The organism is Pseudomonas fluorescens, assembly GCF_041354075.1.
Classification (GTDB): domain Bacteria; phylum Pseudomonadota; class Gammaproteobacteria; order Pseudomonadales; family Pseudomonadaceae; genus Aquipseudomonas; species Aquipseudomonas fluorescens_CE.
The window spans coordinates 50,395-65,476 of record NZ_JARZGC010000006.1; the positions used below are offsets into that span (position 1 = coordinate 50,395).

Annotated in this window: 12 protein-coding genes; all 12 read left to right on the top strand. The window is 61.0% G+C overall.

Annotated elements, in window-relative coordinates:
• The first annotated feature begins 17 nt into the window (after positions 1-17).
• Complete coding sequence (purB, locus tag QIW53_RS09665; protein ID WP_371049442.1) at positions 18-1,388, top strand: adenylosuccinate lyase; 1,371 nt, start codon at positions 18-20, stop codon at positions 1,386-1,388.
• Positions 1,389-1,474: 86 nt separating this feature from the next.
• Positions 1,475-2,644 (top strand): ribosomal protein uL16 3-hydroxylase, encoded by a 1,170-nt coding sequence (locus QIW53_RS09670; protein ID WP_371049443.1) that lies wholly within the window; start codon positions 1,475-1,477, stop codon positions 2,642-2,644.
• Positions 2,637-3,062: a GNAT family N-acetyltransferase gene (locus QIW53_RS09675; RefSeq protein ID WP_371049444.1), complete on the top strand. Its 426-nt coding sequence runs from the start codon at positions 2,637-2,639 to the stop codon at positions 3,060-3,062. The genes QIW53_RS09670 and QIW53_RS09675 overlap by 8 nt, the downstream gene beginning before the upstream one ends.
• Positions 3,063-3,321: 259 nt before the next feature.
• Positions 3,322-4,083 carry a secretin N-terminal domain-containing protein gene (locus QIW53_RS09680; protein ID WP_371049445.1) on the top strand — a complete coding sequence of 254 codons (762 nt, stop codon included), beginning with the start codon at positions 3,322-3,324 and terminating at the stop codon, positions 4,081-4,083.
• Between the two features lie 472 nt (positions 4,084-4,555).
• Entirely contained in the window at positions 4,556-5,881 is a 1,326-nt protein-coding gene (gene aceA, locus QIW53_RS09685; RefSeq protein ID WP_020799541.1) for an isocitrate lyase, read from the top strand.
• A 533-nt stretch (positions 5,882-6,414) separates the two neighbouring features.
• Positions 6,415-6,828 (top strand): NADH-quinone oxidoreductase subunit A, encoded by a 414-nt coding sequence (locus QIW53_RS09690; RefSeq protein WP_077045930.1) that lies wholly within the window; start codon positions 6,415-6,417, stop codon positions 6,826-6,828.
• A 10-nt stretch (positions 6,829-6,838) separates the two neighbouring features.
• Positions 6,839-7,513 carry a NuoB/complex I 20 kDa subunit family protein gene (locus tag QIW53_RS09695; RefSeq protein WP_007970441.1) on the top strand — a complete coding sequence of 225 codons (675 nt, stop codon included), beginning with the start codon at positions 6,839-6,841 and terminating at the stop codon, positions 7,511-7,513.
• A gap of 72 nt (positions 7,514-7,585) precedes the next feature.
• Entirely contained in the window at positions 7,586-9,370 is a 1,785-nt protein-coding gene (gene nuoC, locus QIW53_RS09700) for an NADH-quinone oxidoreductase subunit C/D (protein WP_371049446.1), read from the top strand.
• Positions 9,371-9,372: 2 nt separating this feature from the next.
• Positions 9,373-9,870 carry an NADH-quinone oxidoreductase subunit NuoE gene (gene nuoE / locus QIW53_RS09705; protein ID WP_192304198.1) on the top strand — a complete coding sequence of 166 codons (498 nt, stop codon included), beginning with the start codon at positions 9,373-9,375 and terminating at the stop codon, positions 9,868-9,870.
• Complete coding sequence (nuoF, locus tag QIW53_RS09710) at positions 9,867-11,222, top strand: NADH-quinone oxidoreductase subunit NuoF (protein WP_371049447.1); 1,356 nt, start codon at positions 9,867-9,869, stop codon at positions 11,220-11,222. Before nuoE ends, nuoF begins: the two co-directional genes overlap by 4 nt.
• Positions 11,223-11,357: 135 nt before the next feature.
• Positions 11,358-14,072, top strand: a complete 2,715-nt coding sequence (nuoG, locus tag QIW53_RS09715; protein WP_371049448.1) for an NADH-quinone oxidoreductase subunit NuoG — start codon at positions 11,358-11,360, stop codon at positions 14,070-14,072.
• Positions 14,069-15,076 carry an NADH-quinone oxidoreductase subunit NuoH gene (nuoH, locus tag QIW53_RS09720; protein WP_371049449.1) on the top strand — a complete coding sequence of 336 codons (1,008 nt, stop codon included), beginning with the start codon at positions 14,069-14,071 and terminating at the stop codon, positions 15,074-15,076. The genes nuoG and nuoH overlap by 4 nt, the downstream gene beginning before the upstream one ends.
• Positions 15,077-15,082 lie beyond the last annotated feature (6 nt).

Genomic DNA, 15,082 nt, shown 5'->3' on the forward strand with positions numbered 1-15,082 from the left:
CTGTCCGAGAACACCCCATGCAGCTCTCTTCGCTCACTGCGGTTTCCCCTGTTGACGGCCGCTACGCCGGCAAAACCCAGGCCCTGCGCCCCATTTTCAGCGAGTACGGCCTGATCCGTGCCCGCGTCCTGGTTGAAGTGCGCTGGCTCCAGCGCCTGGCCGCTCATCCTGCCATCGGCGAAGTGCCGGCGTTCTCCGCCGAAGCCAACGCCGTGCTGAATGCCCTGGCGGAAGACTTCTCTCTGGAGCACGCCGAGCGCGTCAAAGAGATCGAGCGCACCACCAACCACGACGTCAAAGCCATCGAATACCTGCTCAAGGAGCAAGCGGCCAAGCTGCCGGAACTGGCGGCCGTCAGCGAATTCATCCACTTTGCCTGCACCAGCGAGGACATCAACAACCTGTCCCACGCCCTGATGCTGCGCGAAGGCCGTGATGATGTGATGCTGCCGCTGATGCGCCAGACCGCCGAAGCCATTCGCGAACTGGCGATCCGTTTCGCCGACGTGCCGATGCTGTCGCGCACCCACGGCCAGGCGGCTTCGCCGACCACCTTGGGCAAGGAACTGGCAAACGTGGTGTACCGCCTGGAGCGCCAGATCGCCCAGGTAGCGGCCGTTCCGCTGCTGGGCAAGATCAACGGCGCCGTCGGCAACTACAACGCCCACCTGTCGGCCTACCCGGAGATCGACTGGGAAGCCAACGCCCGGGCCTTCATCGAAGACGAGCTGGGCCTGGGCTTCAACCCGTACACCACGCAGATCGAACCGCACGACTACATCGCCGAGCTGTTCGACGCGATCGCGCGCTTCAACACCATCCTGATCGACTTCGACCGCGACATCTGGGGCTACATCTCCCTGGGTTATTTCAAACAGCGCACCATCGCTGGCGAAATCGGCTCTTCGACCATGCCGCACAAGGTCAACCCGATCGACTTCGAAAACTCCGAAGGCAACCTGGGTATCGCCAACGCCCTGTTCCAGCACCTGGCGAGCAAACTGCCGATTTCCCGCTGGCAGCGGGACCTGACCGACTCCACCGTACTGCGCAACCTCGGTGTCGGCTTCGCCCACAGCGTGATCGCGTACGAAGCCAGCCTCAAGGGCATCAGCAAACTCGAGCTCAACGCGCAGAAAATCGCCGCTGACCTGGACGCCTGCTGGGAAGTCCTGGCCGAACCGATCCAGACGGTCATGCGTCGCTACAACATCGAAAACCCTTACGAGAAGCTCAAAGAGTTGACCCGTGGCAAAGGGATCAGCCCTGAAGCGCTGCAAACTTTCATCGACGGGCTGGACATGCCTGCCGCCGCCAAGGCCGAGCTGAAACTGCTCACCCCGGCGAACTACATCGGCAACGCGGTGGCACAGGCCAAGCGCATCTGACCGACTGCTGTACCCGTTTGAGACGCCCGGCAGCGCCGGGCGTTTTTATTCCCGCCTGAAAATTGCTTTTTTTCAATAGGTTACACATGAACTCTGACACTCCTCTTCAGCTTCTGGGCGGCATCACGGCACGTGAATTCCTGCGCGATTACTGGCAGAAAAAACCCTTGCTGATCCGTCAGGCGATTCCTGACTTCGAAAGCCCGATCGACGCCGACGAACTGGCCGGCCTGGCGCTGGAAGAAGAAGTTGAATCACGCCTGGTGATCGAGCACGGCGAGACCCCATGGGAAATGCGCCGCGGCCCTTTTGCCGAGGACGAATTCAGCAAACTGCCAGAGCGCGAGTGGACCCTGCTGGTTCAGGCCGTCGACCAGTTCGTGCCGGAAGTCGCCGAATTGCTCGAACACTTCCGCTTCCTGCCGAGCTGGCGCATCGACGACGTGATGATGAGCTTCGCTGCGCCGGGTGGCAGCGTCGGCCCGCACTTCGATAACTACGATGTGTTCCTGCTTCAGGGCCACGGCAAGCGCAACTGGAAAATCGGCCAGATGTGCAACACCGACAGCCCGCTGATGCCGCACACCGACCTGCGCATCCTCGCCGACTTCGAAGGCACCGACGAGTGGGTCCTGGAGCCGGGCGACATGCTGTATCTGCCGCCGCGCCTGGCCCACTGGGGCGTTGCCGTCGACAACTGCCTGACCTATTCCGTAGGCTTCCGCGCCCCGAGCGCCGCTGAAGTGCTGACCCACTTCACCGACTTCCTCAGCCAGTTCCTGTCGGACGAGGAACGCTACACCGACGCCGACGCCCAGCCGGCCGCCGACCCGCACCAGATTCAGCACGACGCACTGGATCGTTTGAAGAGCCTGCTCGCCGAGCACATGGGCGACGAGCGCCTGCTGCTGACCTGGTTCGGCCAGTTCATGACCGAGCCGCGCTACCCGGAACTGGTCACCGGCCTTGAAGAAATCGAGGAAGACGACGTCCTCGCCAGCCTCCAGGACGGCGCCGTGCTGATTCGCAACCCGAGCGCGCGTCTGGCCTGGTCCGAAGTCGATGACGACCTGCTGCTGTTCGCCAGCGGCCAGAGCCGTTACCTGCCGGGCAAGCTGCGCGAGCTGCTGAAGTTGATTTGCGCCGCCGATGCACTGCACGCCGACAACCTCGGTAAATGGCTGAGCGACGAAGACGGTCGTGGCCTGCTGTGCGAACTGATCAAGCAAGGAAGCCTGGGATTTGCCGATGAATAAAATTCACGTACGTGTCGCAGACTGGCAAAAGGACAACGCCGAGATCCGGCGCATTCGTGAAACGGTGTTCATCGCCGAGCAATCCGTTCCGCCCGAACTGGAATGGGATGCCGACGATGCCACAGCGGTGCATTTCCTGGCCTTTGAAGGCGACTTCCCGATCGGCACTGCCCGCCTGCTGCCCGATGGGCACATTGGCCGGGTGTCGGTGCTCAAGGACTGGCGCGGCCTGAAGGTCGGCGATGCGCTGATGCAGGCGGTGATCTTCGAGGCCGAGAAACGCGGGCTCAAGCAGCAGATGCTCAGCGCGCAAGTGCAGGCCACCGCGTTCTATGAGCGCCTGGGCTTTTGCATGGTCAGCGAGGAATTCCTCGAGGCAGGGATTCCGCACGTCGACATGGTTCGACATTCGAGCTGATATCGCAGTGTGATGAACACCACAAAACGCCCCGCCATCCATCAATGGCGGGGCGTTTTGCTGTCTACGATTCAACTTGCCCCACAGGACGCCGACAAACTGGCAATATCGAAGCATTACTCTTCCCCCTGTAGGAGCGAGCACGCTCGCGATGGACGCCCAGGCACCGCAGGCATCCAGAAGCCCCGCGCAATCGTTGACCTCCATCGCGAGCATGCTCGCTCCTACAGTTAGATCACAGAAGTCGGAGATAACGGATATGTCCCTACGCACCCTCCTCACCCCGCTGCTGCTGGCGATCAGTTTTTCGGTCAGCGCCGCGACCGAGATCGTGCCGCTCAACTACCACACCAGCGCCGACATGCTGCCCATGGCCCAGGACTTCATCGGCCAGGATGGCAAGGTCAGCGCCTACGGCAATCAATTGATCGTCAACGCCGATCAGCGCAAGATCGACGAACTTAAAGCGCTGATCGCCCAACTCGACACGCAACCCAAGCGCCTGCTGATCACGGTCGACACCAACGAGAACAACTTCCAGGGCGATCAGGGTTTTTCGGTGAATGGCGCCAAGCCGAGCCAGACCCGGATCATCAACCGCAGCACCGACAGTCGTGACGGCGGCGTTCAGCAAATCCAGGCCAGCGAAGGCGCACCGGCACTGATCCAGGTCGGTCAGAGCGTGCCGCTGACCAGCACCCAGAGCGATTCCTATGGCGACCTGCGCAGCCAGACTGAATACCGCAACGTCACCCAGGGGTTTTACGTCACCGCCAGCGTCACGGGCGACATCGTCCACCTGTCGATCAGCACCAATCGTGACCGCATGAGCCAGGAACGTCCCGATGTAGTGAACGTGCAAAGCACCGACACAACCGTCACCGGGCGCCTCGGCGAATGGATCACCCTGGCCGGCGTGAATCGCCAGACCCAGGCCGATAAACAGGGCCTGACCCGCAGCTACTCGACTCAGGGCCGGGATGACATGACCTTGCGGGTGAAAGTCGATACTTTGGACTAAAGCACCGAAAACTGACTGATTAGTCGTATTAGACCAAAGATGTAGTGCCTGAAAAAAAGCACTACAAAACGTTTGACGAGCCAAAAAAGCGAAGGCATGATGGCCTCGCTCCCGCTAATCAGGGGCCCTGGCAAGGGCCTTCGAAGCGCAGTTCGCAACTACCCCGCGAACCGCTTCGTGTCTGTACCGCCCACAAGGTGTGTTTGACGAGGTTGTCGACTGGAACGAAGTTGTCCCGAGGGACGGAAGCGTATTTAGGTAACCCGGCATCACACTGAAAGCTCGCAGGAAGGCCCACGACGCCCCACTGCGCCCGCCAGTTCGCCCTTACCTGCTCACTTCCCCTCGAGCCCATCGTTCATCCAGCCTGCCACCCCGCCGAACCCGACCTGACCACGCTTCTGGTCAGCGAGCGCATGAATATTCCACCGCAGAACAACTTTTCATAAAAGACGCGACGAGGTTTATCTCCATGGCACTGACACGCGAACAGCAAATTGCAGCCCTTGAAAAAGACTGGGCTGAAAACCCGCGCTGGAAAGGCGTGACACGCACTTACTCCGCTGCTGACGTCGTCCGCCTGCGTGGCTCGGTTCAACCGGAGCACACCTTTGCAAAAATGGGCGCCGAGAAGCTGTGGAACCTGGTCACCCAGGGTGCCAAGCCAGCCTTCCGTCCCGAGAAAGATTTCGTCAACTGCATGGGCGCCCTGACCGGTGGCCAGGCCGTACAGCAAGTCAAGGCCGGCATCCAGGCGATCTACCTGTCCGGCTGGCAGGTTGCTGCGGACAACAACTCCGCCGAATCGATGTACCCGGACCAGTCGCTGTACCCGGTGGACTCGGTGCCTACCGTGGTCAAGCGCATCAACAACTCGTTCCGTCGTGCCGACCAGATTCAATGGAAAGCTGGCAAGAACCCAGGCGACGAAGGCTACATCGACTACTTCGCACCGATCGTGGCTGACGCTGAAGCCGGTTTCGGCGGCGTGCTGAACGCCTACGAACTGATGAAGAGCATGATCGAGGCAGGCGCCGCCGGCGTTCACTTCGAAGATCAACTGGCTTCGGTGAAAAAATGCGGCCACATGGGCGGCAAGGTACTGGTGCCAACCCAGGAAGCCGTACAGAAACTGACCGCTGCCCGTCTGGCCGCTGACGTTGCCGGCACGCCAACCATCATCCTGGCGCGTACCGATGCCAACGCGGCTGACCTGCTGACTTCCGACTGCGACCCGTACGACCAGCCGTTCGTCACCGGCGAACGCACCCAGGAAGGCTTCTATAAAGTACGCGCCGGTCTCGACCAGGCCATCGCTCGCGGCCTGGCCTACGCGCCTTACGCCGACCTGATCTGGTGCGAAACCGCCAAGCCGGACCTGGAAGAAGCCCGCCGCTTCGCCGAAGCGATCAAGAAGGAATATCCGGACCAACTGCTGTCCTACAACTGCTCGCCTTCCTTCAACTGGAAGAAAAACCTGGACGACGCGACCATCGCCAAGTTCCAGCGCGAACTGTCCGCCATGGGCTACAAGCACCAGTTCATCACCCTGGCCGGCATTCACAACATGTGGCACAGCATGTTCAACCTGGCGCACGACTACGCCCGCAACGACATGACCGCCTACGTGAAACTGCAGGAGCAGGAATTCGCCGACGCTGCCAAAGGCTACACCTTTGTGGCTCACCAGCAGGAAGTGGGCACCGGCTACTTCGACGACATGACCACCGTGATCCAGGGTGGCTCGTCTTCGGTAACGGCGCTGACCGGTTCGACCGAAGAAGAACAGTTCCACTGATCGACTTCACCTGAACAAACGGCCGTTGCGCACCGAGCCACACCCTGACCGCAACGCCGTACCGCTGACGCCCCGACTGGTTCGGGGCGTTTTTTTGCCTGTAATCCGGAAAAAACACCACAACCGCCAGGATCGCACATTGATCCGGGTCAGTGCCGCTCGCGAAAAAACAAGGTAAAACGTGCCCGCCTGCTACTTGCAGTAACGTGCATATAAGAAAGCCTCTGAAACCCAATCCCGATAAACAGTTTGAAAACCACCGCAAACAATATTGATTATCATTTAGCAGCAACTATGTTCGTTACATTCCGCACAAAACATAATTGATGAAAAGCTGGCTAATGCCCGCAACCACTGGGCTGCGGGGCTCTGGAGGTGCGCTATGTCCTTATTCCTGTAAATAATTTCGCTATAGGAATTTTACTTGCACGGTGTTTAGCCATAAAATCAGCAGGATTGATTGCTGCGACATATCGTCACTGCTTTGTTCTTTCAAGCTCAGAGACCTTTACTCTCTGTTAAGGATTACCAGCATGCCCGAAGCGACAGGACTCATGGCCCACAACTGGGGCTTTGCCATTTTCCTTCTAGGCGTCATCGGCCTCTGTGCCTTCATGCTGGGCGTTTCCAGCCTCCTCGGGTCAAAAGCCTGGGGCCGCAGCAAAAACGAACCGTTCGAGTCCGGCATGCTACCTACAGGTGGCGCCCGCTTGCGGCTCTCAGCCAAATTCTATCTGGTCGCGATGCTCTTCGTGATCTTCGATATCGAAGCCCTCTTTCTCTTTGCATGGTCTGTGTCCGTCCGCGAAAGCGGCTGGACCGGATTCGTCGAAGCTCTCGTTTTCATAGCAATTCTGTTGGCAGGTCTTGTCTACCTGTTCCGAGTGGGCGCCCTTGACTGGGCTCCGGAAGCTCGTCGCAAGCGGCAGGCGAAGCTGAAACAATGAGGCTTTGGCAATGCAATACAATCTCACCAGGATCGACCCCGATGCTCCTAACGAGCAGTACCCGATCGGCCAACGGGAAACCGTTTCCGATCCGTTAGAGGATCAAGTCCACAAAAACATTTTCATGGGCAAGCTCGAAGACGTGCTTAACGGCACGATCAACTGGGGGCGCAAGAACTCCCTGTGGCCGTACAACTTCGGTCTTTCGTGCTGCTACGTGGAAATGACCACTGCCTTCACGGCGCCCCACGACATCGCGCGCTTTGGCGCCGAGGTTATCCGGGCATCACCGCGTCAGGCGGATTTCATGGTTATCGCCGGCACCTGCTTCATCAAAATGGCGCCGATCATCCAGCGTCTGTACGAGCAGATGCTCGAACCGAAATGGGTGATTTCCATGGGTTCGTGCGCCAACTCGGGTGGCATGTACGACATCTACTCCGTGGTCCAGGGGGTGGACAAGTTCCTGCCCGTGGATGTCTACGTGCCGGGCTGCCCACCCCGCCCTGAAGCTTTTCTGCAAGGCTTGATGCTGTTGCAGGAGTCGATTGGCCAGGAGCGTCGCCCTCTTTCCTGGGTCGTTGGCGATCAAGGCGTGTATCGCGCCGAGATGCCATCGGAAAAGGAAAAGCGCCGCGAACAGCGTATTCAGGTCACCAACCTGCGCAGCCCCGACGAAGTCTGATCCAGTTCTGCTGTTTCAAAGAAACGAAAAACTGGCTTCATTCTTTACGTTGACCGAAAGCGATAAATAACCATGACTACAGGCAGTGCTCTGTACATCCCGCCTTACAAGGCAGACGACCAGGATGTGGTCGTCGAACTGAACAACCGTTTTGGCCCCGAGGCGTTCACCGCCCAGCCCACCCGCACCGGCATGCCGGTGCTTTGGGTTGCCCGTGCCAAACTCGTCGAAGTCCTGAGCTTCCTGCGCAACCTGCCCAAGCCGTACGTCATGCTCTATGACCTGCACGGCGTGGACGAGCGTCTGCGCACCAAGCGTCAAGGGCTGCCCGCTGGCGCCGACTTCACCGTGTTCTATCACCTGATGTCGATCGAGCGTAACAGCGACGTGATGATCAAGGTCGCGTTGTCCGAAAGCGATCTCAGCCTGCCGAGCGTCACCAGCATCTGGCCAAACGCCAACTGGTACGAGCGTGAAGTCTGGGACATGTACGGCATCGACTTCAAAGGCCACCCGCACCTGTCGCGCATCATGATGCCGCCGACCTGGGAAGGTCACCCGCTGCGCAAGGACTTCCCGGCGCGCGCCACCGAATTCGATCCGTTCACCCTGAACCTGGCCAAGCAGCAGCTCGAGGAAGAGTCGGCGCGCTTCAAGCCGGAAGACTGGGGCATGAAACGTTCCGGCCCGAACGAGGACTACATGTTCCTCAACCTGGGCCCCAACCACCCTTCGGCGCACGGTGCGTTCCGCATCATCCTGCAGTTGGACGGTGAAGAGATCGTCGACTGCGTTCCGGACATCGGTTACCACCACCGTGGCGCCGAGAAGATGGCCGAGCGTCAGTCCTGGCACAGCTTCATTCCGTACACCGACCGTATCGACTACCTCGGCGGCGTGATGAACAACCTGCCGTACGTGCTCTCGGTCGAGAAGCTGGCCGGCATCAAGGTGCCCGAAAAGGTCGACGTCATCCGCATCATGATGGCCGAGTTCTTCCGCATCACCAGCCACCTGCTGTTCCTGGGTACCTACATCCAGGACGTGGGCGCCATGACTCCGGTGTTCTTCACTTTCACCGACCGTCAGCGCGCGTACACGGTGATCGAAGCCATTACCGGTTTCCGTCTGCACCCGGCCTGGTACCGCATCGGTGGCGTCGCCCACGACCTGCCACGCGGCTGGGAAAAACTGGTGAAAGACTTCGTCGAGTGGATGCCAAAGCGTCTGGACGAATACCAGAAAGCCGCCCTGGACAACAGCATCCTGCGCGGCCGGACCATCGGCGTCGCCGACTACAACACCAAGCAAGCCCTGGAATGGGGTGTCACCGGTGCCGGTCTGCGTTCCACCGGTTGCGACTTCGACCTGCGCAAGGCGCGTCCGTACTCGGGCTACGAGAACTTCGAATTCGAAGTGCCGCTGGCCGCCAATGGCGATGCCTACGACCGTTGCATCGTGCGCGTGGAAGAAATGCGCCAGAGCATCCGGATCATCGACCAGTGCCTGCGCAACATGCCGGAAGGCCCGTACAAGGCGGATCACCCGCTGACCACGCCGCCGCCCAAAGAGCGCACGCTGCAGCACATCGAAACCTTGATCACGCACTTCCTGCAAGTTTCGTGGGGCCCGGTGATGCCGGCCAACGAATCCTTCCAGATGATCGAAGCGACCAAGGGCATCAACAGTTATTACCTGACGAGCGATGGCGGCACCATGAGCTACCGCACCCGGATTCGCACCCCAAGCTTCGCCCACCTGCAGCAGATCCCTTCGGTGATCAAAGGCAGCATGGTCGCGGACTTGATTGCGTACCTGGGTAGTATCGATTTCGTTATGGCCGACGTGGACCGCTAAGCATGAACAGCACGCTTATCCAGACAGACCGTTTCACCTTGAGTGAAACCGAGCGCTCGGCCATCGAGCACGAGCTGCATCACTACGAAGACCCGCGCGCGGCGTCGATCGAAGCCCTGAAGATCGTTCAGAAGGAACGCGGCTGGGTGCCGGACGGCGCCTTGTACGCCATCGGCGAAATCCTCGGCATTCCGGCCAGCGACGTTGAAGGCGTTGCGACGTTCTATAGTCAGATCTTCCGTCAACCGGTCGGCCGCCACATCATCCGCGTCTGCGACAGCATGGTCTGCTACATAGGCGGCCACGAGTCCGTGGTCAGCCAGATCCAGAGCGAGCTGGGCATCGGCCTGGGCCAGACCACCACCGACGGTCGCTTCACCCTGCTGCCGGTTTGCTGCCTGGGCAACTGCGACAAGGCGCCGGCGCTGATGATCGACGACGACACGTTCGGTGATGTGCAACCTGCCGGCGTTGCGAAACTGCTCGAGGGCTACGTATGACCCTGACATCCTTCGGTCCCGCCAACCGCATCAAGCGCTCGGCCGAGACACACCCGCTCACCTGGCGTCTGCGTGACGACGGCGAAGCGGTCTGGCTGGACGAGTACCAGGCCAAGAACGGTTACGCCGCTGCGCGCAAGGCTTTCGCCGACATGGGCCAGGACGACATCGTCCAGACCGTGAAAGACGCCGGCCTCAAGGGTCGCGGCGGTGCAGGCTTCCCCACGGGCGTGAAGTGGGGCCTGATGCCCAAGGACGAATCCATCAACATCCGCTACCTGCTGTGCAACGCGGATGAAATGGAGCCCAACACCTGGAAAGACCGCATGCTGATGGAGCAACTGCCCCATCTGCTGATCGAAGGCATGCTGATCAGTGCCCGCGCACTGAAAACCTACCGGGGCTATATCTTCCTGCGTGGCGAGTACACCACCGCCGCCAGGCACCTGAACCGTGCCGTGGAAGAAGCCAAGGCAGCCGGTCTGCTGGGCAAGAACATCCTGGGCAGCGGCTTCGATTTCGAGCTGTTCGTCCACACCGGCGCCGGGCGTTACATCTGCGGTGAAGAAACCGCACTGATCAACTCCCTCGAAGGCCGCCGCGCCAACCCGCGCTCCAAGCCGCCCTTCCCTGCCGCCGTTGGCGTGTGGGGCAAGCCGACTTGCGTGAACAACGTAGAAACCCTGTGCAACGTGCCGGCGATCATTGCCGACGGCGTGGACTGGTACAAATCGTTGGCTCGCGAAGGCAGTGAAGACATGGGCACCAAGCTCATGGGCTTCTCCGGCAAGGTCAAGAACCCGGGCCTGTGGGAACTGCCATTCGGCGTGACCGGTCGCGAGTTGTTCGAAGACTACGCGGGCGGCATGCGTGATGGCTTCAAGCTCAAGGCCTGGCAACCCGGCGGCGCCGGTACCGGCTTCCTGTTGCCGGAACACCTGGACGCACAAATGTATGCCGGCGGCATCGCCAAGGTGGGCACCCGGATGGGTACCGGCCTGGCCATGGCGGTGGACGACAGCGTCAACATGGTGTCCCTGCTGCGCAACATGGAGCAGTTCTTCGCTCGCGAATCCTGCGGTTTCTGCACCCCGTGCCGTGATGGTCTGCCATGGAGCGTCAAGCTGCTGATGGCGATCGAGAACGGACAAGGGCAAGCCGGCGACATCGAGACCCTGCTGGGTCTGGTGAACTTCCTCGGCCCGGGCAAGACCTTCTGTGCTCACGCACCGGGTGCCGTGGAACCGTTGGGCAGCGCCATCAAATACTTCCGCCATGAGTTCGAAGCCGGTATCGCGCCTGCAAGCGCCGCCGTCCCGCCTCTGGCAAAGCCGATCGTAGTCGGCGCGTAAATGCTTAATGAGCGAAGGGCCGGTGCCCTTCGCTTTTGGTGCGATGACGCCTTCAACGGCTGTGTTGATTCGCGCGCAAAACAAGATTCCATTAGCCACGCCCGCTGACACCGGGCCAACGAAGAACTTTGAACCATGGCCACTATCCACGTAGACGGCAAAGCGCTCGAAGTCGACGGGGCAGACAACCTGTTACAGGCATGTCTGTCGCTAGGCCTCGATATTCCTTATTTCTGCTGGCACCCTGCCCTGGGCAGCGTTGGCGCTTGCCGCCAGTGCGCGGTCAAGCAGTACACCGACGAAAACGACACCCGCGGTCGTATCGTCATGTCCTGCATGACCCCTGCCACCGACAACACCTGGATCTCCATCGACGATGAGGAGTCCAAGGCCTTCCGCGCCAGTGTCGTTGAATGGCTGATGACCAACCACCCTCACGACTGCCCGGTCTGTGAGGAAGGCGGTCACTGCCACCTGCAAGACATGACCGTGATGACCGGCCACAACGAGCGCCGTTATCGCTTCAAGAAGCGCACCCACCAGAACCAGCAACTGGGCCCGTTCATCTCCCACGAGATGAACCGCTGCATCGCCTGCTACCGCTGCGTGCGTTTCTACAAGGACTACGCCGGCGGCACCGACCTGGGTGTCTATGGCGCCCACGACAACGTGTACTTCGGTCGAGTTGAAGACGGCACACTGGAAAGCGAGTTCTCCGGCAACCTCACCGAGGTCTGCCCGACCGGTGTGTTCACCGACAAGACTCACTCCGAGCGCTACAACCGGAAATGGGACATGCAGTTCGCCCCGAGCATCTGCCATGGCTGCTCCAGCGGTTGCAACATCTCCCCGGGCGAGCGTTACGGTGAACTGCGTCGCATCGAAAACCGCTTCAACGGTTCGGTCAACCAGTACTTCCTGTGCGACCGTGGCCGCTTCGGCTACGGCTACGTCAACCGCACCGACCGTCCACGCCAACCGCTGCTGGCCAACGGCGCCAAGCTGGGCCTGGACGAAGCGCTGGATAAAGCTGCCGAACTGCTGCGCGGTCGCAACATCGTCGGTATCGGATCGCCCCGCGCCAGCCTGGAAAGCAACTACGCGTTGCGTGAACTGGTCGGCGCCGAGCACTTCTATTCGGGTATCGAAGCCGGGGAACTGGAACGCATCCGCCTGGTGCTGCAAGTGCTCAAGGACAGCCCGCTGCCTGTGCCGAACATGCGCGACATCGAAGACCACGATGCCGTGTTCGTCCTCGGTGAAGACCTGACCCAGACCGCCGCCCGCATGGCCCTGGCCCTGCGCCAGTCGGTCAAGGGCAAGGCTGAAGACATGGCCGACGCCATGCGCGTTCAGCCGTGGCTCGACGCCGCCGTGAAGAACATCGGCCAGCACGAACTGAACCCGCTGTTCATCGCCAGCCTGGCTGAAACCAAGCTCGACGACATCGCCGAAGAGTGCGTGCACGCCGCTCCCGACGATCTGGCACGCATCGGTTTCGCCGTGGCTCACGCCCTCGACGCCAGCGCGCCAGCGGTCGAAGGCCTGGACAGCGAAGCCCTCGACCTGGTCAAGCGTATCGCCGATGCCCTGCTCGCGGCCAAGCGCCCACTGATCATCGCCGGCACCTCGCTGGGCTCCAAGGCCCTGATCGAAGCCGCAGCCAACATCGCCAAGGCGCTCAAGCTGCGCGAGAAGAACGGTTCCATCAGCCTGGTCGTGCCGGAGGCCAACAGCCTCGGCCTGGCCATGCTCGGTGGCGAATCGGTGGATGCCGCCCTGCAAGCGGTAATCGACGGCCAGGCCGACGCCATCGTCGTGCTGGAAAACGATCTGTACACCCGTACCGACAAGGCCAAGGTTGATGCCGCCCTGACTGCGGCAAAAGTCGTGATCGTCGCCGACCACCAGAAAACCGCCACCGGCGATCGCGCGCACCTGGTCCTGCCAGCCGCCAGCTTCGCCGAAGGCGACGGTACCCTGGTCAGCCAGGAAGGTCGCGCCCAGCGCTTCTTCCAGGTTTTCGACCCGCAATACATGGACGCGAGCATCCTGGTTCACGAAGGCTGGCGCTGGCTGCATGCCCTGCGTGCGACCCTGCTGAACCAGCCGATCGACTGGACTCAACTGGACCACGTCACCGCCGCCGTCGCTGACAGCACGCCGCAACTGGCACGCATCGTCGACGCCGCCCCGTCCGCCGCGTTCCGCATCAAGGGCCTGAAACTGGCGCGCGAACCACTGCGCTACTCTGGTCGTACCGCCATGCGCGCCGACATCAGCGTGCACGAACCGCGTACCCCGCAAGACAAGGACACCGCGTTCGCCTTCTCGATGGAAGGCTACTCGGGTTCGGCCGAACCGCGTCAGCAAGTGCCGTTCGCCTGGTCGCCGGGCTGGAACTCGCCGCAAGCCTGGAACAAGTTCCAGGACGAAGTCGGTGGTCACATCCGCGCGGGCGACCCGGGCACCCGCCTGATCGAAACCAGCGGTGACTCGCTGAACTGGTTCGCCAGCGTGCCGCGCGCCTTCAACCCGGCCCAGGGCACCTGGCAGGCCGTGCCGTTCTTCCACCTGTTCGGCAGCGAAGAGAACTCTTCGAAAGCCGCACCGGTCCAGGAACGCATCCCGGCCGCCTACGTCGCCCTGGCCAAGTCCGAAGCCGATCGCCTGGGTGTCAACGACGGTGCCCTGCTCAGCTTGAACGTCGCTGGCCAGACCCTGCGTCTGCCGCTGCGCATCAACGAAGAGCTGGGTGCTGGCCTGGTGGCACTGCCGGCCGGCATCGCCGGCATTCCGCCAGCGATTTTCGGTCTTTCCGTTGACGGTCTGCAGGAGGCAGCTCAATGACCTGGTTCACGCCTGAAGTGATTGACGTGATCATCGCGGTCCTCAAGGCCATCGTGATTCTGCTCGCCGTGGTGGTGTGCGGCGCGCTGCTCAGCTGGGTCGAGCGCCGTCTGCTCGCCCTCTGGCAGGACCGTTACGGTCCGAACCGCGTCGGCCCGTTCGGCGCGTTCCAGATCGCGGCCGACATGATCAAGATGTTCTTCAAGGAAGACTGGACGCCTCCGTTCGCCGACAAGATGATCTTCACCCTGGCACCGGTCGTGGCCATGAGCGCCCTGCTGATTGCCTTCGCGATCATCCCGATCACCCCGACCTGGGGCGTGGCGGACCTGAACATCGGCATCCTGTTCTTCTTCGCGATGGCGGGCCTCTCGGTGTACGCGGTGTTGTTCGCCGGCTGGTCGAGCAACAACAAGTTCGCCTTGCTGGGCAGCTTGCGGGCCTCGGCGCAGACCGTGTCGTACGAAGTGTTCATGGGCCTGTCGCTGATGGGCATCGTGATCCAGGTCGGCTCGTTCAACATGCGCGACATCGTTGACTATCAAGCCCAGAACCTGTGGTTCATCATCCCGCAGATCTTCGGTTTCCTGACCTTCTTCATCGCTGGCGTCGCCGTGACTCACCGTCACCCGTTCGACCAGCCGGAAGCGGAGCAGGAACTGGCCGACGGTTACCACATTGAATACGCCGGCATGAAATGGGGCATGTTCTTCGTCGGCGAGTACATCGGCATCGTGCTGATCTCGGCGCTGCTGGTGACTCTGTTCTTCGGTGGCTGGCACGGTCCGTTCAACATTCTGCCGCAGATCCCGTTCATCTGGTTCGCACTGAAAACCGCGTTTTTCATCATGATCTTCATCCTGTTGCGCGCTTCGATTCCGCGCCCACGGTATGACCAAGTGATGGATTTCAGCTGGAAGTTCTGCCTGCCGCTGACCCTCGTCAACATGCTGGTGACCGCTGCGATCGTGTTGCTCAACACGCCCGCCGTCGCGGCTCAGTGAGGATAG